Below are 21152 nucleotides of genomic sequence, written 5' to 3'. Positions count from 1 at the left end.
CTTTTTTTATGCCTATCCATTCAAAATATGAAGAGTATTAGTCTTCTAAATAATTCGTACTGTGACTAGGCGACCAACGAGGGTAGCTCGGGGAGCATACACAAGTATGTGACTAGGGCAAATGAGTGAAGCCAACACCCCTACAATTTGAAATACAATAAATACCAATACGCTAAATAGTTTGGGTTGTGGCTAGGCGGCAAGTGAGGTTATCCCGATGAGCATACACAAGTATGTGATTCGGGTAACCGAATGCAGCCAACAACGCCACAGCGCAAAATATGACGCATATTTTAGAGAAGTTGCTGCTCTAACCACTCCTTCACAGAAATAGGAGCTGACTTTAAGCTATTCGAACCCCGAGTAATAGTTGCTATTCCCACTCCTAGCTCATTTTTCAGTTCTCTTTGGCTCATTTCACCGCGCATCAGTTCTTGTACAATTTTAACGCGAGTCGCTAACGCTGTACGCTCATCTGGCGTGAGTAATAACTGAAGAACTGGCAGATGAATATCTTGTTCAAATGCCAATTGTAATAAATTCACAAAGCGCAGCCAGTCAGCGTTCTCATCGGCAGTCAGCGCCGGGTCATGTTGTTGATTTGCTGTCATCGTTTATCCACCCATACTATTTAACTAGTACAAATAATAACACACTCTTATTAGAAATCATCAACCAAACGCTTTTCAAGCTTCAACAATACAAAAAATAACCAAATTTCATTTAGTTACTGCGTTAATACGCTAAATAGTTTGAGTTGTGACTAGGCGACCAGCGAGGATAGCTCGGGGAGCATACACCTGTATGCAACTAAAGCTAACATACGAAGCCCCTATAAATCGAAATATAAAAATATGAATACTCAAAATAGTTCGGATTGTAGGTAGGCGGCAAGTGATGCTAAGCCCTAGGAGCATACACAAGTATGTGACTAGGGTTAGCAAACGTAGCCAACACCCCTACAATTCGAAATATGAAGAGTATTTTTAGTATTTCATATTCCATTCATTCGAAAGCAACACCTTACTATTCTTCTGCCCCATAAAATGTCGATAAAATAAATCATACGATAGAACATTTTTCACATAACCGCGGGTTTCTGAGAACGGGATGCTTTCAACAAATGCGACTGCATCAATACGCCCACCACTGTTACCTAACCAACGAGTCACACGGGATGGGCCTGCATTATAAGCCGCACTGGCTAAAATACGGTTATTACCAAATTGCTGATAAACATCTTCCAGATACGCCGTCCCTAGTTCAATATTGGTCGTAGGATTGGTCAACTGGCTCGCATTCACATAATTAATACCTTGCTTTTGTGCGGTATGTTTTGCTGTCGCTGGCATCAACTGCATCAAACCTGTCGCACCAACGGGCGAGCGAGCTTGTGGGTTCCATGCACTTTCTTGGCGAGCAATGGCCATTGCATAGCTTTTTTGAATATCTTTCGACTTGGTATATAAATTGAATTCTTTATCCCATGCTAATGGGAAACGTTCTTCTAGGTGATCCCAAAGTTTAGCTGTGATAGTCGCTTGAACACTGAGGTCAGCCCATTTATTATCAAACGCATAACGAGCCAATTGCTCTTGCTGGTTTGCTGGCAGCGATGCCACTAAACTCACCCATTCAGAACGAGCGAGGTTGTCTAGTTCCCAATACATTAACTCTCTAACCCGCTGAACTTCTGGGAGTTTATTAATGCTTGAGTCTGGCTTAACGGCCGATTTAACATATACAGGGTAATCAATTTCTAAGACTTGTGCTGCGACCATTGGGTAGAAGCCACGCTTTTCCGTTAATTGGCGAAGTAATGCCTCTCCTTCCGCTTTTTTTCCTGCTTCAATTAGCGTGATAGCCTGCCAATATTGCCACTCTTCTTTATTTTTAACTTCCGCTGGCAAGCGTTTTAACCATGACGCGACACCGGTTTTATCACCAGCTCCCAACGCTAAACGAACACGACGCTCTTTCAATGACGATGAATTACTTTCTTGAATGGTCTCATCACGCCATTGGGCCTGTTCAGGGGTCACATCACCCATATATTGCCAAGCAATACTGTCTTTAAGTAACTGCTTTTCTGCCATATTCATTTTTTGTGCAGAACTTATGCTATTAAGTACTGTACGAGCCGCATCAGGAGATTGGCGCGCATAACGGCTAAAGGCCGCGATGGTGGCTTGGCGAGTAAAATCCGTTGGCGTCATCGTTTTAGCGAATGTCACGACTGAAGCAGGGTCATTTTGTAATTTCACTAGCGCATCACCAATCGTTTTATAACTGGTTGGTAAGCGTTTTGCTAAATAACTAGCAATCGATGTATTGCCCTCTTTTATGGCTAAATTAATACGTTCAAGGGTCATCTCAGGGGTTAAATAACCCGCTTTTTCCCATTCGTTAAATAATTTATCACAAGCACTCGGCATTGAACGGCCATTTAACCAAGCTTTTTCTGCCCCTTGCCAAGCAACTTGTTTATTTCCCACAGCCCAATTAGCAAAATAAAAATTACATTGGGCTTCGGCAGGTTTTGGCGCCTCAGGGCTAAATTCAAGCAGCGATTTCCACTCTTGGCGGCGAGCTAGTTCGTTGACAAAGCGTGTTTTGAGATTTTTAGCGACAGGCAAGGTTGGGTAGGTATTAATAAACTCCTGAACTTGTCGTGGCGAGATAATATCTAAGTCTTGAGTTAACTCACGATAAGCGAGATAAGGGTAAAGTGGATAATCATGCAAGGTCGGCAGCAAGCGCTCGACTTCATCCATTTTATTGGCATCCCATGCAACCTTAATTGCCTGATAACGCTCCCGTTGTGCCTGTAAGGAATCCGCCCATACTGCGCTGGAAACCAGCAACATTGTCACAGGTACTGCCGCTAACCAACCTTTCATATTCACTCGCTCCATCGCTAAACTAAAGTCAAAATACAGGAAAGACCTTAACCTATATATACCCCAAATAATTCGAGTTGCAGGCAAGCGACAAGCGAAGATAGACAGGGGCATAGATAAACTATGCGACTCGGCTAGCTGAGCGTAGTCACTTATACCTCAACGAAAAGCGCTGCGACTTGAAGGATTATAGGTATATTAAACATATATCAATAATGTTAATGCTACCGAAAGTTTTTATTTAGTAACAGCAGAGAGTTCTTGAATTTTTCGACTTTACAGTCTTTTACGTACCATTCAGTCCATGAATGACTTACAACCTTCCCTCCGCGGAAATAAAGGTTTAATGGCGGGGCGTTTTTCCAAAGAAGCTTGCCAAAGTTCATACTGGGCTTGCATCTCAACCCACATTTCAGCACTGGTTCCGAGTGCCATTTCTAATCGTATCGCCATATCTGCCGAAATACCGCTATTACCGTTGAGAATACGCGAGAGAGTTGTACGTGTTACCTCCAATGCTTTTGCAGCTTCAGTGACTGAAATACCCTCTAAATATTCACGTAAAACGATACCCGGATGTACTGGATTATGCATTTTGCTCATTATGTTCACCTTACTTAATGATAATCTTGATAATCAACGAGAATGGCATCTTCACCCTCAAATTTAAATGTGAGTCGCCAGTTTCCATTCACTGATATTGCCCAATGATGCTGCAAATCTCCCCGTTTTAATTGATGGAGATTCCAACTTGGTGCAGACATATCTTGTGGTTTTTTAGCAACATTGAGCGCAGTCAGTTGTACCCGTAACTTTGTTATGTGCTTCGATTGAATACCAGACGTAATGCCCATTTTAAAAAAGTGTTCAATTCCTTTATGTTTAAAACTTTTTATCATGGCCAACTCCTTGTATAGCGTATAGACATACTATACACCTACAAATTGATAATAGAAAGTCATCAAGCTTGTATCACTGAGAGGGATGGATGATCTTCTGATGTTCAGGTATAGTTCTAGAAAATTATATAGCTGTTTATTAAATGCTTTTCAGCCTAAGCTTGTTAAAGCAAAAATAGACTAAAAAACTAAAATTCCCTTTACAAATCAAAAGGTAAATAAATTGGCTCAATACGTCTACAGTATGTATCGGGTTGGAAAAATTGTTCCACCGAAACGTCATATTTTAAAAAATATCTCTCTGAGCTTCTTTCCGGGGGCTAAGATCGGTGTTTTAGGTCTTAACGGTGCCGGTAAATCAACGTTACTGCGTATTATGGCGGGTATTGATACCGATATCGAAGGTGAAGCACGTCCACAACCGGGTCTGAAAATCGGCTATCTTCCGCAAGAACCGAAGCTAAACCTTGAGCACACCGTACGCGAAGCTGTTGAAGAAGCGGTTAGCGAAGTGAAAAATGCATTAACACGCTTAGACGAAGTTTATGCAGCTTACGCGGAAGAAGGGGCAGATTTCGATAAACTCGCGAAAGAGCAAGGCGAGTTAGAAGCCATTATCTCCGCACAAGATGGTCATAATTTAGACAACCAATTAGAGCGAGCTGCGGATGCACTGCGCCTGCCAGCTTGGGATGCTAAAATTGAAAACCTTTCTGGGGGTGAACGTCGTCGTGTCGCCATTTGCCGCTTACTACTCGAAAAACCCGATATGTTGCTGCTCGATGAGCCAACCAACCACTTGGATGCCGAGTCTGTTGCCTGGTTAGAGCGTTTCTTACACGACTACGAAGGTACTGTTGTGGCTATCACGCATGACCGTTACTTCTTAGATAACGTCGCGGGTTGGATCCTCGAACTTGACCGTGGTGAAGGTATTCCTTGGGAAGGTAACTACTCTTCTTGGCTTGAGCAAAAAGATGAACGTTTGGCGCAAGAAGCCTCCACAGAAGCCGCTCGTCGTAAATCTATCGAGAAAGAGCTTGAGTGGATCCGCCAAAATCCAAAAGGCCGTCAGGCTAAAGGTAAGGCGCGTTTGGCTCGCTTTGAAGAGCTCAATAGCGTTGAATATCAAAAACGTAATGAAACCAGCGAGCTATTTATTCCACCTGGGCCGCGTTTAGGGGATAAAGTTATCGAGGTTGAAAACCTAAGTAAATCTTATGGTGATCGCGTTCTGATTGATAACCTGAATTTCTCAATCCCGAAAGGGGCAATTGTGGGAATTATCGGCCCTAACGGTGCGGGTAAATCCACTCTGTTCCGTATGATATCGGGCCAAGAGCAACCGGACTCTGGCTCAATCACGTTAGGTGATACCGTGAAAATTGCCTCTGTTGACCAGTTCCGAGATGCGATGGACGACAGCAAAACTGTCTGGGAAGAAATTTCTAACGGCCAAGACATCATGCGTATTGGTAACTTTGAAATTCCAAGTCGCGCTTATGTGGGTCGCTTTAACTTTAAAGGCGTTGACCAAGGTAAACGTGTTGGTGAGTTATCTGGTGGTGAACGTGGCCGTTTACACTTAGCCAAATTACTGCAAGTGGGCGGTAACGTCCTGTTACTCGATGAACCAACCAACGACCTCGACGTTGAAACTTTACGTGCGCTGGAAAACGCCCTGTTAGAGTTCCCTGGCTGTGCTATGGTTATTTCCCATGACCGTTGGTTCCTTGACCGTATTGCAACCCATATTATTGATTACCAAGACGAAGGTAATATTACGTTCTTCGAAGGTAACTTCTCTGAATATGAAGATTACAAAAAACGGACGTTAGGCGCGGAAGCGTTGCAGCCACATCGTATGAAGTATAAGCGTATGACCAAATAATCCCTGTCATAATTTAGAATTATAGCGGTGTTGGCTGCTTTCGTGAGCCCTAGTCACATACTGGTGTATGCTCCTAGGGACTCACTCTCTTGCCGCCTACCTATAATTCAAATTATTTAAGGGATCGATATCATATAGATAGAATCAAAACGGCATCGTCATTAGATGCCGTTTTTTATTGTGAGGCTTTATAAGTCATCCAACATCAGTAACTGCTGAACAAGGGTGACGCACTCCAAGAAGCGTGTGTCATAATCTGAAGATTCTACACGCACAAATTCAATATTGTTTTTCTTAAGCATTTCAATGAGTAAGCCTTGGAACGCTTTCCGGTCTTTATCACTCCCCAAGCTTCTTAAACCATCAGCGACCCAAGGAGTGTTATTCTCTAAAACTATGACTAAATCGAATCGGTATTCGTCTATCAATGCCTGAACAAATGGGTGCTCTTTGCCTTCATAGCGCAAACAAAAAGCTTGAGTCGTGACAAAGTCGGTATCAATAAATGCGACTTTATTAGCATATTTTACTGCAAAATCAATATATTGAGCGTGTCCCAAGGCGATTTTGTCGTAGTCAGAATATTGCAATGCCATCTCATCACCACCTAAGTGGCTAAACACATAGTCACGGCCATATTCCCATGCACTGGATGTATTGAAAATATTGGCTAACTTATTGACTAACGTCGATTTACCACTTGACTCACCACCAAGAATGGCGACTTTACGCACAAAGAAGGGTTTCACTTCTGTTGGAATATATTCCCAATAACGAAACGGCGCCTGACGAATTTGGTTACCGCTAATATTCATAAACGTGCGCTCAGGGTCAATCAAGATGGTTTCGATACCTAAGTATTTTTTATACCGCGGCACGTCATTCACTTCCCCTGAATAGATAAAACTTGGATTAATATTATGCTTTTTCAAAAAGCCTTTCATTCCATCACTCCACACTTCCCAACCGTGTGGATATGGCTCTATGCCATTTTCATCAAATGAGTGAATATGAATATTCTTTTGATATTTAAAAGTTTGTAATAACCAGCGTAAACGGTCGCTTACTGTGGGTTGTTGAGACATAGAACTGTTAACAAACAAGTCCTTATCACGGGGTTCATCATGGCAGAGAATGACGTGGAGCTCATCGACTTGGCTACATGCCCGTTGAATCAAATAAATATGCCCAGTATGTAATGGATAAAATTTGCCAAACACCACGCCAATCGTTTTTTGCTGAATAGGGTATTCAAGGCCTAAAAAACGATGCAATGCCGCGATTTTTTGTGCGCTGGGGCTTTTAATTTTGTCGTTAATCAACTGGCTGAGATAGCCTTTGGTCATATCTGTCGCATCCGCAACTTGCTGGAGCGTGTAACCCGCTCGTTTGATTGCGTTTTTAAGATAGTCAAATTCAGCCATGTATTTTCCTTTTACCCTAGATTAAAAGCTTATAGTTCATCCAAAATACTTAATGCGTCCGCTAACTTTTTCACGCCATACACTTTCATATCTGGCGGTGATTTCTTTGGCATATTCGCATGGGGCACAATAGCACGCTTAAAACCATGTTTTGCTGCTTCAGAGATACGTTCCTGACCACTTGGAACTGGACGAATTTCCCCTGCAAGCCCCACCTCACCAAAGACCACCAGATCTCTAGGTAATGGGCGGTCGCGAAAACTCGAAACCAAAGAAAGTAATAGTGCTAAATCCGCACTGGTTTCAGTTACTTTTACCCCACCCACGACGTTGACAAAAACGTCTTGATCTGACATTTGCAAGCCACCATGACGGTGTAATACTGCCAATAAAATGGCCAAACGGTTTTGTTCAAGCCCGACCGCAACACGCCGTGGGTTAGACATCATCGAATGGTCTACTAGCGCTTGTATCTCCACCAGCAGCGGTCTTGTCCCTTCCCATACTACCATCACGGAGCTACCCGAGGTAATTTCGTCACCACGACTTAGGAAAATTGCAGAAGGATTACTGACCTCTTTAAGCCCTTGTTCTGTCATGGCAAATACGCCTAACTCATTGACTGCCCCAAAGCGGTTTTTATGGCTACGTAAGGTACGAAAGCGGTTATCCGCATCACCATCTAGCATGATAGAACAGTCAATACAGTGTTCGAGGACTTTAGGTCCTGCTAATGAGCCATCTTTAGTGACGTGACCAACCATAATAATGGCAACGCCACGGGTTTTCGCAAAACGGGTAAGATAAGCCGCGGTTTCCCTGACTTGTGCCACACTGCCCGGAGAGGATTGAATATCTGCCATATGCATCACTTGGATGGAGTCAATCACCATCAGTTTGGGCTGTTCTTGCTCCGCTGTTAAACAAATTTGCTCAATACTGGTTTCTGACAGCATATTGAGTGAGTCAGTCGGTAGCCCTAAACGGTGCGCTCGCATCGCAACTTGTTGAAGTGACTCTTCCCCTGTCACATATAAGGTTTTCATTTCACGGGACAACAAACACATAGTTTGCAGTAATAAGGTACTCTTACCCGCTCCCGGGTTACCTCCAATTAGGATAGCACTGCCCGGTACGACTCCCCCGCCAAGTACGCGGTCAAACTCTTTAAACCCTGTAGTAAAACGAGGAAGTTCTTCAAGGCTAATTTCAGACAGCTTCTGAACCTTACTTACCCCAGCCGCATTCCCTGCATACCCCGTTAAGCGGTCATTACGCGATGAAGAGCTTGCAGAGGCCAGACGCACTTCTGTAATGGTATTCCATGCATGACAAGCACTACACTGCCCTTGCCAACGCGGATAATCCGCCCCGCAATCATTACAGACAAATGCCCTTTTAACCCCTTTCGCCACAGCAAACCCCTCATAAAATTCAATTTTGTTCTTAGTTCTTAGTTCTTATTATCCATAACACTTTAGCCGTAATACTCTAGATAGTTCACGTTGTGGCTAGGCGGCAAAGGAGGATGTCTTGGGGAGCATACACAAGTATGTGACCCAAGCAGCCGAGTGCAGCCAACACCGCCACAGCACAAACCATAAAATATCGATATCAATATTCAAAATAGTTCGGGTTGTGGCTAGGCGGCAAAAGAGGATGTCTTGGGGAGCATACACCAGTATGTGACCCAAGCAGCCGAGTGCAGCCAACACCGCCACAGCACAAACCATAAAATATCAATATCAATATTCAAAATAGTTCGGGTTGTGGCTAGGCGGCAAAAGAGGATGTCTTGGGGAGCATACACCAGTATGTGACCCAAGCAGCCGAGTGCAGCCAACACCGCCACAGCACAAACCATAAAATATCGATATCAATATTCAAAATAGTTCGGGTTGTGGCTAGGCGGCAAAAGAGGATGTCTTGGGGAGCATACACCAGTATGTGACCCAAGCAGCCGAGTGCAGCCAACACCGCCACAGCACGAAATATGAAGAATATTTAGCGTTCTTCGTGTTTGAGGCCCCCACTCAACACACACATCACCCCCATCAGATCTGCATGACGAATCGCAACCTTCGCCCTTGCATACACCTTTGGTTTCGCATGATACGCAATACCCAGCCCTGCTTTACGGATCATTTTCAGGTCATTTGCCCCGTCACCAATGGCAACAGTTTGCTCAATGGGAATTTCCAGTTTTTCAGCCAATTTAACCAAGGTTTGCGCTTTATATTTAGCATCTACAATTGGGCCTTTGACTTTGCCTGTTAACTTACCATTTTTGACTTCAAGTTGATTAGCAACCGCCGCCACAAGTTTCAATCGCTGTTGCAAGTTATTAGCAAAGAAAGTAAAACCACCGGATGCTATCGCAATGTGCCAATTCATCGCTTGTAACTTACGCACAAGGTTCGTTAAGCCCGGCATTAAAGGCAATGTTTCCATCACTTGGTCAAGAATAGCGGCGTCGGCACCTTCAAGTAAGCTAACGCGTGCTCGTAAACTTTCCGTAAAATCGAGTTCCCCTAGCATGGCTCGCTCGGTCACTTCAGCAACCTGCTCCCCTACCCCTGCTAAGCGAGCAATTTCATCGATACATTCAATTTGAATCGCTGTCGAGTCCATATCCATCAGTAATAGGCCCGGTGAACGCAAACGTGGAATTTGCCCTAATGGCACGACATCTAATAAACATTCGTCAGCGAGTTTTTTAATTCGAGGTGTAATACTCCCAGCGATTCTGACCACTTGGTAGTCATCAATACGCCACGAAGAGACAATTACGATAGCGATCCCTAATCGCTGTTGGAAATTACTGATACGCGCTTTATCTAAGCCGCGGCCATATAATAACCACCCACTGTCCCCAGCACGATAATCCAATGGCATCACTTCTTCACCACTTAATGACAATGGCAACCCTGGCCATTTTTGGATTTCGTCGGGTAGATAACAATAGGTCAAGCTCGTTGACATGAAAATTAGCTCCTGTAATCGATATACTCGTCATACTTCAAGTTGTCTGGTTGTTGACTACGCTCAGCTAGCCGAATCACATACTTATGTATGCTCATCGGACTATCTTCGTTTGTCACCTACATACAACTCGAATTATTTAGAGTGTAACTTTTTTATAATGATAAGTTGCGAGCAGCCGAACGAAGCCACTATACTAAATTTTAAGGCTTTGTGACCTTATGTATTTACTGTTAAAACTGAAGATAACCCCATATTAGCTAAAGTATAACGGCATCTTTATACTCAAAATAAGTCGAGAGCACCAATAAAGCAATGAAACTTACCTTTAGGCTCCACAAAACAGTCATTATCGTTATCTGCGTTGCGTTGGTAACTTTACTTATGCATGGTATTTCTTATTTAGGAAATAGCCAAAACCAAGGCAGAATTGAGCAATTTAAACAATTGACTTATGTTCTTGCTGAGCAAGTTGCTTTCAGCTTATCTGATTATATTGTTCCCGGCAGTAAAGATTTTAATTTAGAGCGAATTAATGCCAATTTAAATAACGTGGTGAAAGATAGGTATATTTTAGATGCCAGTATCTATACTGCCAGTGGCACACTGGTCACTCAAGTCGGTGAGCCGACAACGGTGAAAGAACGGCTGGCCATCGATGACAACTCCTCACTACAAAACTTTCAATACCAGCTTGTCGTTCCCATCCAAGGCACAAAAGAGCCAAAAGGCTATTTGCGTTTAACCATTGATACGGAGCTCCTAGCCGCTGAAATTCAACAAGCGGATAACAGCACCAATGTATTACGAATTTTTATTCTACTTGCCTTATGTATTGGCTTCGTTTTAGCAAATACATTACTGCGTTTAAAGAAAAAGAAAGGCCACAAACAAGCCCCTCCGCTCGTCGTTAATACAGAGGAAAATCAAGATGATAATGGAGATGACGACAGTAATGAAGATAGCAAGCAAGAGAGCAAAGGAACACCAACCGCTAAGCCAGCGCGTTTAAAACGAAAAAAAGAACCTCGTCCTTATCGCCCTAAACGACCGACCCCAAAAAACAGACCAAATTCACCTGATAAATAGCCCTAAAAAGGGCTATTTAGTTAAATTTAAATAGACGTTGTATCGAACACGATTGGCGCAATAAACTCGACCCGGCCATCTACCAACAATGTTTCTGGCGGGGTAGGAAAAGGCGCAGCACGTGAAATTGTCGCCAACGCTTCTTTATCCAATATTTTCGTACCGGATGAATTCAATAAGCTGGCGGCAATCACTTCACCCCGGCTATCCAAAACCACTTTTATATGAGAGACCCCAGTTGAGCGGTAACGCAGTGCTGCACGTGGATAGCGTTTGGTCTTGGCTATACGCTGATGAACCTCACTTTGCCAGCCTTGGAGCCCACTCACTGCCGCGGATGCATTACTGGAGAAATTCGCACTGCTACTGGATTCACTCCCTGATGCAGGGGCAGAAGTCACCGTCGACTCCTGCGTAGTTACAGGGGCTTCGTCGATCACTTTTTTCTCTTGTGGAATTTTCTTTTTTGGTGGTCGTTTTTTCTCACTAACTTTCGTCAATGTGCCATTATCAACGATCGCAGTTTCAGGCAATTTATCTACCTTTTCAACCACTTCAGGCAATGACTCTTCACGCGTCGTCATGTGTTGTTTAGGGGCATGATTAATTTCAGGCTCTGCCTGTTGTTCAAGCTGATAAACACCCAGCTGCAACGAAATTGCTGGTGGTAGCACTCCGGTCTTCGGAATTGAAGAAGTAAACCAGCCGATAAAAATGATTGCCAGTGTTCCATGGAAAAGACAACTTAAAACCAAACCGCCTAGTGGACGGAAAATCGGGCGCTCTAACTGGCCCGTCATACTGCTCATATTCTGCCTCACGACTTTATTTTTTGCAGATTATAGGCATAATACAAACAAAAATGATATTCATTATTATTAGTAAAAACATAATTATTAAAACAACTTATTGATTTAAATAATAAAGTAATCTGAGCAGATTATTAATCAGCACAATTGTGCTCTTTTATGACATTAACACCAGTAAAATGACTATTGATAAATCTCTTGCCCGTAAAATTAGCGGTGCGTATCAGTCAACATATAGCCAACTTGTGCGCTTTTTCCGCAATCGGCTAGATAACAGCAATGATGCTGATGATTTATCACAGGATGTGTTTACACTATGGCTAAACCGTAAAGAACAAACGCCTGTAAAAGAGAGCCGCGCTTATCTGTTTAAAATTGCGAATCATGTTTTGATTGACCATTGGCGACGTAACCAGCGCCAAACTAAATCAGAAACATCCATTGATGATGTTACTCATGAACCGCATTTTGAACAAAGCCAAGTTGATCCCAGTGAAATCTTGGAACATCAGCAACGCATCCAACGGCTAAGCGAAGCGCTTGAAACGTTACCACCCCGTCGACGAGAAGCATTTTTGCTGTATCGTTTTGATGGCTTATCTCAAAGTGAGATTGCTGAACGAATGGAAATTTCAATCAGTATGGTGGAAAAACATATTGCGGCGGCGCTTGTTCACTGTAAAAAACACCTTGATAATCAGGGCAATAATTCGTAATGACACACGACTCTTTGCAAACATCAGATGATGAAAGCCGCATTGATGAAGAAGCCGCGCTGTGGTTTACCCGCATGCACAGCCAACGTATCAGCGCCCTTGAAACAGAGCAATTCAAACAATGGATTGCTGCATCACCTGAACATGCAAAAGCGTATGATGCCATTGCTGGACTATGGCGCGATTTTGATCACATGCCGCGCCCTGCTAGCACAATACTTCCCAAGGGAAAACGCCCTTTTTTTCGCTTATGGCGCCCTTTGGGCAATACCTTAGCAGCATTTTTTATTGCGGCTATTTTGTTTTTGCCATACAGCCACTTACCTTCGATGTTGCTCAATAATATGACCTTAGTGGCAACGGATACGCCTAAAGAAGTTACTTTACCTGATGGTTCCCAGCTGTTTCTTAACCGCAATACCCGGATTCATGTTGCCTATGAAACTCCAGTACGTAACCTGTATCTGGAACAGGGAAATGTTTATTTTAAAGTCAAATCCAACCCCTATCGGCCTTTTATAATTCAAGCTGATAACCGGCGTATTCAAGTGGTAGGAACCGAATTTGAAGTTAACAAAGTGGCTCAGCAAGTTGCTGTGAATGTCAGCCAAGGCATTGTCAGCTTTGAAGATGCCGCAAGCAAACAACCCGTTTTCCTACTTGCTGGTGACAGTGCAGTCAGTCAATCGCCGAACAGCCCAATCGCTCGCCAACACATCAACCCGCTAGATGTGGCTCGTTGGCGTTTTGGTGAATTAATTTTTGTCGATAAACCACTTTCAGAAGTCCTCGATGAACTTAAAAACTATTCATCGATAAATATCGAGCTTTCTCCCGCTCAATTAGCGAAGAGTAAAATCTCAGGTCGCATCAATACCCATCAGCCAGAACAGTTTTTTCAAGCCCTTCCTTCATTACTTCCGGTACAAGTCGTCTATCGAGATAAAAATAACGTATTGATTATTCAAAATAAAAAAAATAAATAAAAAATATTTTCATTTGCAGGTGAGGATAATTCTCATTTCACCCTCTTCTTAACTAGTCATCATTTTGCTGACCTATTTTCGCACACTTTTTGTGCAGCTTAAGAATAAGGGATAACCATGTCTATTCAGTTTACTCAAAGCCGATTAAGGCCGCTCGCCCTTGCTATTGCGGTGAGTAGCGCCATTGTTTGTCAGTCTGCATCAGCACAAGAACTCGCATTTTCACTACCAGAACAATCACTGGCGACCTCAGTGGCTGAAATTAGCCGCCAAGGCCAAATTCAATTGATTTATGATAAAGGTCAGTTAAATGGCTTACGAGCACCTGCCTTGTCTGGTAACTACTCCGCTCAAACCGCATTACAAAAAATACTCATCGGTAGCGGCTTAGAGTTAGTCAATGAAAATGGTGTTTTCGTTATTCGTCAGCAAAATTTAAGCCAAGGCACATTGGTATTACCGGAAACTCAAGTCTCTGGCGTTGTTCAGAATCACCCCGCAACAGATGTTATGTCAGCACCGCAATATGTGACGTCTGAAGAGATTAGCCAGAAAAATACCGGTGATGGCAATATCACCGATTTAATGAAAACTAACCCTGCTGTCCAATTTGCTAACAATGACAGTAACTCGATGAACCAAGGGGAAATCAAGCCTTCCCGCATCTCAATCCACGGTTCAAGCAGCTATCAAAATGCTTATCGCCTTGATGGTGTTAGTTTTAATAATGATTTTGACCCCGCAGACAGTGGTCTCGGTGAAACAGCGACCCGTCTGAGCAGTAGCGACCAAGGGATCTACATCGATAGCCGTCTGATCGACAGCATGACAGTGTATGACAATAACATTCCTGTCGAATTTGGTGGATTTACAGGGGGCACCGTTGAGGTGAACAGCCGCCGCTGGCAAGGGGAAAATAGTGCTCACGCCTATTACCGCTTAACCCGCTCTGGTTGGAATAATTTGTTTCACGATTCATCGCAAGGGATTGATACGACTAAGAATGATACGGCAAATCCTGCTCGTTTCCAAAACCGCTATGATAAAAATGACTTTGGTGGCTGGTTTGAATTAGGAGTGAGTGAAAATTCAGGATTAGTTTTCTCCGCTTCACGTCGTAGTTCGACTATTCCGATGACAGCGACCGGAGGAACAGGCGTTACATTGAATAGTTCAGGGGAATTGGAAGAGATTTATTCGCCTGAAGGAACTCGTAAACAAAAAAGAGATTCGGATAATTTTTTCCTAAAATATTCAGCGGATTTATCGCCGCATAGCTCATTAGATCTATCTATCAATTATGCTAAATATAACAGTTATTTATTTGCTAGCTCTGTCTTAAATTCAGGCTATGACAGTACCCATGATGGACTTGGATTTACGGGTGTATTCAAACATGATTATGACATCGGTAAATTAGAGCTAACTGCCAGCACCCAAACATTAGAAGATGATAGAAAAAACGACCAACAAGATTATGTTGAACTTCTAGACTACAGCGATTGGAAAAATCCTCAATCACTGCGTAGTGGCGGGCAAGGTGACTTAACAACAAAACAAAATATTCATACTGCTAAAGCCATAATGCGTTTCAACCCAATGGAAGATGGTTTCGGTATTACACACCAACCCACATTAGGTTCTGAGGTTTCTTATACCAAGGGGACTTATAAGCGCGATAAAGATTACTATCGCTATCGTTTCATCGGCACAGCAGACAATATTCAATGGATTGGTTCCGCCGATCATATCACTCGCTTCCAATCTGGTACACACTCGGCTGATTACACCAGCTATGCAATTTTTTTAGATGACAATTTACAGTATGGCAAATTAAACCTACGCCCAGGGATTCGCCTTGACCGTGATGATTTCGTTAATCGTACCAATATCGCCCCTCGTATCACTGGGACTTATGATGTTTTTGGTAATAATGAAACCTTACTAATTGCAGGGGCTAACCGCTACTACGGCCGCTCAATGCTTACCTATGCGTTGTATGGTGCTCAAAATGCAGGAATGCAAAACTGTTATATGTTCTGTGGAATTGATCCTAACACCAATGAATGGACTGATGAACGTGATTATGAGGGTGTTGATTCACTTAAAACCCCCTATAACGATGAGTTAACGCTTGCCTTACAACAAGAAGTAATGTCAACCACATGGCGTCTACAATATGTACACCGTGAAGGTTATGACGAAGTCAGAACTCGTACTAAATACAATTCAACGGATGCCAATAAACGTAGCATTCGTATGTATGATAATGGTGGTCGTAGTTCTCACGATACAGTGACATTATCCGTAAAAAATAGTCAACCGTGGGAATGGGCACAAGCCTCTCACGTGATGAATGCCTCCTTTACTTGGCAGCAAAGTGAAAGTAATACGCCAAAAGATTCAGGCTATAATTCATTCGACCCAGCCAATAAAGTTAACCTCAACAAAGTTTGGTATGACGGCAAAGTGATCGATGCATCCAAGCTACCATCTACTAGTTTCAACTCCCCCATTAAACTTAATTTAGAGCTAACCAGTGTTTGGGATGATTACGATGTCACTTGGTATAACCGTCTGCAATGGTGGGGTGCTCGTGACCAAGCCGTTCGTTATGACAATGACTATTATACCGATCCTGAAGTGGGACAAATTCGTAAATACAGCAAACAAAAATTTGCTAGTAAATATACGTGGGATACTCGCCTAGGCTGGAAGCCTGATTTCGCCTACGGTTTCGGTTTCTCTGTAGAAGTAAATAACGTATTGAATAATAAAAACATTACTGACCGATTTATGTTCGATAACCGAGTTATTAACTCTTACGACCCGGGCCGTCAGTTCTGGTTACAAGTTAATTACGACCTGTAATTCCCAGCAATGTGAGCAATAAAACTCGTTAAACAATTAAAACAACAAATGAATAAAACGTCATGAAGACACTGAAACAATTTTTCTATTTAGTAAAACCTTTTTGGGGGCAGCGTGCTGCCCTTTTGTGCTGGATACTGCTGTTTGCCTCACTCGGGCTCACCTTGTCCTCGGTGTGGTTCAACGTCAAAATGAACATGTGGAACGGCGACTTTTATAACGCCCTACAAAAACTCGACGGCCAAGCCCTATATGGACTGTTACAGTACTTTGTGATCTTAGTTAGTGGGCTAATTTTTGTCGTCGTCATGGGTAACTACCTAAAACAAATGCTGATTATCCGTTGGCGTAAAGGCATGACTGAGCAAGTACTTGGCCGTTGGTTATCCCCCAACAGTAAACATTACCTGTTAAGGCTGACATCACAAGAACCCGATAACCCAGACCAACGTATCGCTGAAGATATCCGTTTACTGATTGAATCAACATTAAATTTAGTGGTGACATTCCTTCACTCAATGCTAACGCTGATTTCATTTGCCGCCATTCTTTGGACGCTTTCCGGTAGCCTGTCGTTTAATTTTGCCGATAGCGACTGGACCATCCCCGGGTATATGTTCTGGGCTTGTATTATTTATACCCTCATTGGTATTGCACTTACCCAATGGATAGGTTTTCCGCTACGCCGTTTGCATATGGATAAGCAGCGCCGCGAAGCGGATTACCGTAGCTCGCTAATTAATTGCCGCCAACACGGTGATGCCATCGCAGGGCAACGCGGTGAAACTCAAGATAGAAAAGAACTGATGGGGCGCTTTGGTGAAATTATCAGCAACTGGAACCGCCTTATTCGCTGTGAAAGAAATTTATCTTTTTATACAGTGGGTTACCAACAAGTTACCGCTTTAGCACCTGTATTACTCGCACTGCCTAAATTCCTTGCGGGTGAAATCATGTTAGGTGGCTTAATGCAATTGCGCCAAGCCTTTACCAGTGTTGCGACTTCACTCGGTTGGTTTATTTTTGCCTATAAAGAAATCGCCGCATGGCAAGCCACGGTCTCCCGTTTATACAACTTTGTGGTTTTATTGGAAAACGATAACAAAGCGGTGGTTACTATCGACGAAAAATCGCCACCTCTGGTGGCTAAGTTATCCATTTCTACCGCAGACAACCGCTGTTTAATTAATTCCGTGAATATAACCGCCAAACAAGGTGAATTAACCTTGATTAGTGGCCGTTCTGGCATTGGAAAATCCACCTTATTACGTACGCTAAGTGGGCATTGGCCTTTCTTCAACGGTACTATCAGCCGAACAGAAAAAGTTATGTGGATCCCACAGCGTCTCTATTTACCAATTAGTCGGCTTGATAGCTTATTAGCTTATCCCAAAGCGGCATCCCAATTTAGCCAGCAAGATTTTCAATATGCATTGATGTTAGTCGGTTTGGAAAAACTGCATCATCAATTAGCACTCGAAACCGATTGGAACAACCGCCTATCTGGTGGAGAACAGCAGCGCATTATGTTTGCGCGTTTATTGCTCAACCGACCAAAACTGCTTTTATTGGATGAAACCACCTCCGCCCTTGATGAAAACAGCGCATTAGAACTCCTCGCTCTATTGAAAGCTGAGTTACATGACAGCGCCATTGTTTTGGTTAGCCATCAAAGCTTCGTTGATCAATTTGCGGAACAACAAATATTGCTCGTTGAACCTGCGAGTGAAAAATCCTTAAATACAGGAACACCTGAATATGCTTCGTAAAATTACCTTCGCCACACTGGTAAGCATTCTGCTCGGTGGCTGCGCAGGCAGCACATCTGTGAGTCAAAATGCAACCTCGCTGTTGCCCGTACGCGGTGACCTGCAACACTATCAACTCGAAAATGGACTGCAAGTTTACCTTCTACAACGCAATCAACCTGGAGTTGAACTGCGTTTGTTGGTCAGTAGCGGTTCATTGCAAGAAAATGAACAGCAACTTGGTCTCGCGCACTTTACTGAACATATGGCGTTTAAAGGCACCAAACATTTTCCGGGAACCACGGGGTTCAAACAGCTTGAACACCAAGGGCTTAAACTCGGTAGCCATGTTAATGCGATCACCAGTTTAAATTCCACACTATATAAATTGTCACTCCCCGAAGCCACGACCGCACAAGTCGCCACAGGCTTACAAGTGATGGCAGATTGGGCGTCAAATATGACCTTTGACCAAGAAGCCTTTGAAAAAGAGCGCCCTGTGATTGTTGAAGAATGGCGCTTACGCCAAGGAATGGGCTATCGCATCAATGACAGCTTAGAAAAATTACGTTACCACGGTAGCCGTTACGTCGATCGCAACCCAATTGGCTCATTAGATGTGGTACGCAATGCTCCGATTGAGCAAGCGAAAGACTATTATCAAACATGGTATCAGCCTCAGCGAATGTCACTATTAATTATTGGTGATTTCAATAGTTCATCAGTACGCAATCAGGTTGATAATTTATTTGCGCTCCCTAAACCCAAAAAAGTGGCAGAAGATAACCCGCAATGGAAACAATTTGCCCATTCAACCAATATGTTAGTGCAAGGTGTATTTGATAAAGAGCAAGGGGCGCGTTATGTGCAATTTGCCTTACAAAAGGATGTTAGCGCACCGCTAAATACCCGTTTAGGGCAGTCGGAAGATTTACTGGATAACCTCTGGTTGGCCATTTTAAACCAACGTTTCTCCGTTATGGTGGATAACGGCATTTTGCCGTCGATTAGCATCAATGAACAAGGGGCAATGTTAGATAACCAGCGCTTACAACAGTTGATGATCATCCACCCGAAAGGTAATGATTACCAAGGTGCAACTGAGATTTTATTTACAGAATTACAACGCCTTGCTACTGAGCCGGTTACCCAAGAAGAACTTGATTCTGCAAAGCAAGCGATGTTGAAAAAATTCAGCCTGCAAGCCGCTTCAGAGCAACGTTATAGTAATGAATATTTAGCAGGGCAACTGACGACGGCGCTTGAATACGACATGCCAATGTGGAATAAGCGCCAACAGTTAGATAACAGCTACCAGTTAATGAAATCCGTTAAGCCGCAGGACTTACAACAGCATGTCGCTAAATTCCTACAAACCGCTTCCCCGCGTTTAGCATTAATTGGGCCTGATACTGATGCCCCTACTATTGATAAATCGGCATTTAATCAGCAATGGCTTAAAATACGCCAAAGCACACCAGGGCCATTTACGCTGCGCTCCAAAGCCATTCAACTGCAATTACCCCAATCCATAAAAGGCAGTATTGTTGATCAATCTAAGCTGCCCGTTGAAAAAACGGAACATTGGACTTTGAGTAATGGCATTCAGGTAATTGTTAAAACAGATAAAAACCTGAAAGATGATATTCAATTTAACTTGCAATTACCGGGTGGCCGTTCGTTAGAAACACAACAAACGGCAGGTTTAACGGATTGGGCGTTGAAACTTCCTGAAAGCAGCGGTTATGGAAATTACAGTGCGCGTGATCTGGCTCTGCTGGCAAAACAAAACCAAATTAGCGTTCGCCCATACAGTGAATTGCTGACACATGGTTTTCGCGGAAAAGCCCCTGTCGATAACCTCGAAACGGCGCTACAGTTACTCAATTTAAAACTCACCGCTCCGCAATTTAGTGGTGAAAAATTAGAACAACAAAAACAATCCTTTGCTTTAAATTTAGCCAAAACCCCCGTAGAACGCACTTTCCTTGATAATATTAATCGGGAAAGCTATACCCACGGTGAATTTTTAGTGATTAACCCACAGGGCAGCTGGCAGCAATTTACGGCTCAGCAGTTGCAGCAAGCTAACCGCCAATTACTCACCTCAACAGCAGATATGACACTGGTCATTACAGGTGCAATGAATAGCCGTGATCTAAAACCTCTGTTAGAGCAATGGGTTGCCTCACTGCCACACAGTAACCAAAAACTGGTATCTCGCGACCAAGGGATCATGCCAAAAATGGCGAGTTTTAATAAAACTTATCCTATCAGCAGCAGCGATAAGAGCATGGTGAGTATTCAGTTCGCGTCACCTGCTGTCTGGAACCAGCAAGACAGCTTAGCGATTCAACTGATTGATACCATTGTGAGCCAACGCTTACGTGGTGAACTACGTGAGAAAGCGAGTGGTATTTATGCGCTAGGCTTTTCACAGATGCTCGCGAAGAAACCGCAACCGTATTACCTCGCGCGCTTGAATTTCACCACCTCACCTGAACGTGCTGAAGAAATGACGCAAATCGCCCAAAAAACAATAGGTCAAATTCGTCAAACAGGTGTGAGTGAAAAAGAGCTAACCGAAGCGAAAAATATTTGGCTCACTGAAAATTCACAAGTCACTGATAGCTCGAGCTATTGGACTGAGGCTCTAGCGCAGATTGCCAGCGATGATGGGCAATATCAGCGTTTAAACCAACAGAAAGATATTATTCACCAACTTACAGTTGAAGATATTAATCGTTTAGCTCGTCAATATTTAGGGCAGAATTCAAAAGTGTTTATGATGACGCCTTAATTTTCTAATAAATAAAAGAATGGCTATCAAACAGCTG

The 21152-nt window shown here is 43.2% G+C and carries 15 protein-coding genes; 7 read left to right on the top strand and 8 right to left on the bottom strand.

Annotated features, from left to right (window positions below):
* Positions 1 to 293 precede the first annotated feature (293 nt).
* The 4 genes from trpR to P3L40_RS03230 all read right to left on the bottom strand — a co-directional run bounded on the left by trpR (position 294) and on the right by P3L40_RS03230 (position 3799).
* Positions 294 to 611 (bottom strand): trp operon repressor, encoded by a 318-nt coding sequence (trpR, locus tag P3L40_RS03245; RefSeq protein ID WP_004905694.1) that lies wholly within the window; start codon positions 609 to 611, stop codon positions 294 to 296.
* A gap of 375 nt (positions 612 to 986) precedes the next feature.
* On the bottom strand, positions 987 to 2900 hold the full coding sequence (sltY, locus tag P3L40_RS03240; protein WP_036958563.1) for a murein transglycosylase: 1914 nt from the start codon (positions 2898 to 2900) through the stop codon (positions 987 to 989).
* Positions 2901 to 3197: 297 nt separating this feature from the next.
* Positions 3198 to 3503, bottom strand: coding sequence for a HigA family addiction module antitoxin (locus P3L40_RS03235; protein ID WP_112308145.1), 306 nt, complete (start codon positions 3501 to 3503; stop codon positions 3198 to 3200).
* A 14-nt stretch (positions 3504 to 3517) separates the two neighbouring features.
* Positions 3518 to 3799, bottom strand: a complete 282-nt coding sequence (locus tag P3L40_RS03230; RefSeq protein WP_004905698.1) for a type II toxin-antitoxin system RelE/ParE family toxin — start codon at positions 3797 to 3799, stop codon at positions 3518 to 3520.
* A gap of 223 nt (positions 3800 to 4022) precedes the next feature.
* Here P3L40_RS03230 and ettA point away from each other — a divergent pair, with 223 nt between their 5' ends.
* Entirely contained in the window at positions 4023 to 5690 is a 1668-nt protein-coding gene (ettA, locus tag P3L40_RS03225) for an energy-dependent translational throttle protein EttA (protein ID WP_004914750.1), read from the top strand.
* Between the two features lie 188 nt (positions 5691 to 5878).
* Here ettA and nadR read toward each other — a convergent pair whose 3' ends face one another.
* From nadR to serB, 3 genes are all read right to left on the bottom strand, one after another.
* Complete coding sequence (nadR, locus tag P3L40_RS03220) at positions 5879 to 7114, bottom strand: multifunctional transcriptional regulator/nicotinamide-nucleotide adenylyltransferase/ribosylnicotinamide kinase NadR (RefSeq protein WP_094962742.1); 1236 nt, start codon at positions 7112 to 7114, stop codon at positions 5879 to 5881.
* A gap of 29 nt (positions 7115 to 7143) precedes the next feature.
* On the bottom strand, positions 7144 to 8529 hold the full coding sequence (gene radA, locus P3L40_RS03215; RefSeq protein WP_004905704.1) for a DNA repair protein RadA: 1386 nt from the start codon (positions 8527 to 8529) through the stop codon (positions 7144 to 7146).
* A 589-nt stretch (positions 8530 to 9118) separates the two neighbouring features.
* Complete coding sequence (serB, locus tag P3L40_RS03210) at positions 9119 to 10096, bottom strand: phosphoserine phosphatase (RefSeq protein ID WP_004914755.1); 978 nt, start codon at positions 10094 to 10096, stop codon at positions 9119 to 9121.
* A gap of 315 nt (positions 10097 to 10411) precedes the next feature.
* Between serB and P3L40_RS03205 the strand changes: the two genes are divergently transcribed.
* A complete protein-coding gene (locus P3L40_RS03205; protein ID WP_136134503.1) occupies positions 10412 to 11185 on the top strand; it encodes an AhpA/YtjB family protein in 774 nt (257 codons plus the stop codon).
* 26 nt (positions 11186 to 11211) lie between these two features.
* Here the strand turns inward: P3L40_RS03205 and P3L40_RS03200 are convergent, their stop codons facing one another.
* Positions 11212 to 11994 carry an energy transducer TonB gene (locus P3L40_RS03200; protein WP_196732371.1) on the bottom strand — a complete coding sequence of 261 codons (783 nt, stop codon included), beginning with the start codon at positions 11992 to 11994 and terminating at the stop codon, positions 11212 to 11214.
* A gap of 179 nt (positions 11995 to 12173) precedes the next feature.
* On the opposite strand from P3L40_RS03200, the gene P3L40_RS03195 reads away from it, so the two are divergent.
* The 5 genes from P3L40_RS03195 to P3L40_RS03175 all read left to right on the top strand — a co-directional run bounded on the left by P3L40_RS03195 (position 12174) and on the right by P3L40_RS03175 (position 21115).
* A complete protein-coding gene (locus P3L40_RS03195) occupies positions 12174 to 12710 on the top strand; it encodes an RNA polymerase sigma factor (RefSeq protein WP_004905714.1) in 537 nt (178 codons plus the stop codon).
* On the top strand, positions 12710 to 13696 hold the full coding sequence (locus P3L40_RS03190; RefSeq protein ID WP_196732373.1) for a FecR family protein: 987 nt from the start codon (positions 12710 to 12712) through the stop codon (positions 13694 to 13696). Before P3L40_RS03195 ends, P3L40_RS03190 begins: the two co-directional genes overlap by 1 nt.
* Positions 13697 to 13813: 117 nt before the next feature.
* On the top strand, positions 13814 to 16567 hold the full coding sequence (locus P3L40_RS03185) for a secretin and TonB N-terminal domain-containing protein (RefSeq protein ID WP_196725254.1): 2754 nt from the start codon (positions 13814 to 13816) through the stop codon (positions 16565 to 16567).
* 62 nt (positions 16568 to 16629) lie between these two features.
* Positions 16630 to 18336 (top strand): ABC transporter ATP-binding protein/permease, encoded by a 1707-nt coding sequence (locus P3L40_RS03180; protein ID WP_136134500.1) that lies wholly within the window; start codon positions 16630 to 16632, stop codon positions 18334 to 18336.
* Positions 18326 to 21115 carry a M16 family metallopeptidase gene (locus P3L40_RS03175; RefSeq protein ID WP_196732375.1) on the top strand — a complete coding sequence of 930 codons (2790 nt, stop codon included), beginning with the start codon at positions 18326 to 18328 and terminating at the stop codon, positions 21113 to 21115. The genes P3L40_RS03180 and P3L40_RS03175 overlap by 11 nt, the downstream gene beginning before the upstream one ends.
* Positions 21116 to 21152: the final 37 nt, after the last annotated feature.

The sequence above is a fragment of the Providencia sp. PROV040 genome (genome assembly GCF_032706145.1).
GTDB classification, from domain to species: Bacteria; Pseudomonadota; Gammaproteobacteria; order Enterobacterales; family Enterobacteriaceae; genus Providencia; species Providencia hangzhouensis.
The sequence above is the reverse complement of the archived record's forward strand: the minus strand, read 5'-3'. Positions and strand labels throughout refer to the sequence as shown.

Excerpts from the sequence above, each read along its gene's own strand:
- sltY (WP_036958563.1), bottom strand. The coding sequence starts at position 2,900 with ATGAAAGGTTGGTTAGCGGCAGTACCTGTGACAATGTTGCTGGTTTCC.
- P3L40_RS03205 (WP_136134503.1), top strand. The coding sequence starts at position 10,412 with ATGAAACTTACCTTTAGGCTCCACAAAACAGTCATTATCGTTATCTGC.
- P3L40_RS03200 (WP_196732371.1), bottom strand. The coding sequence starts at position 11,994 with ATGAGCAGTATGACGGGCCAGTTAGAGCGCCCGATTTTCCGTCCACTA.
- P3L40_RS03195 (WP_004905714.1), top strand. The coding sequence starts at position 12,174 with ATGACTATTGATAAATCTCTTGCCCGTAAAATTAGCGGTGCGTATCAG.
- P3L40_RS03190 (WP_196732373.1), top strand. The coding sequence starts at position 12,710 with ATGACACACGACTCTTTGCAAACATCAGATGATGAAAGCCGCATTGAT.
- nadR (WP_094962742.1), bottom strand. The coding sequence starts at position 7,114 with ATGGCTGAATTTGACTATCTTAAAAACGCAATCAAACGAGCGGGTTAC.
- P3L40_RS03230 (WP_004905698.1), bottom strand. The coding sequence starts at position 3,799 with ATGATAAAAAGTTTTAAACATAAAGGAATTGAACACTTTTTTAAAATG.
- trpR (WP_004905694.1), bottom strand. The coding sequence starts at position 611 with ATGACAGCAAATCAACAACATGACCCGGCGCTGACTGCCGATGAGAAC.
- P3L40_RS03175 (WP_196732375.1), top strand. The coding sequence starts at position 18,326 with ATGCTTCGTAAAATTACCTTCGCCACACTGGTAAGCATTCTGCTCGGT.
- P3L40_RS03235 (WP_112308145.1), bottom strand. The coding sequence starts at position 3,503 with ATGAGCAAAATGCATAATCCAGTACATCCGGGTATCGTTTTACGTGAA.
- serB (WP_004914755.1), bottom strand. The coding sequence starts at position 10,096 with ATGTCAACGAGCTTGACCTATTGTTATCTACCCGACGAAATCCAAAAA.
- P3L40_RS03180 (WP_136134500.1), top strand. The coding sequence starts at position 16,630 with ATGAAGACACTGAAACAATTTTTCTATTTAGTAAAACCTTTTTGGGGG.
- P3L40_RS03185 (WP_196725254.1), top strand. The coding sequence starts at position 13,814 with ATGTCTATTCAGTTTACTCAAAGCCGATTAAGGCCGCTCGCCCTTGCT.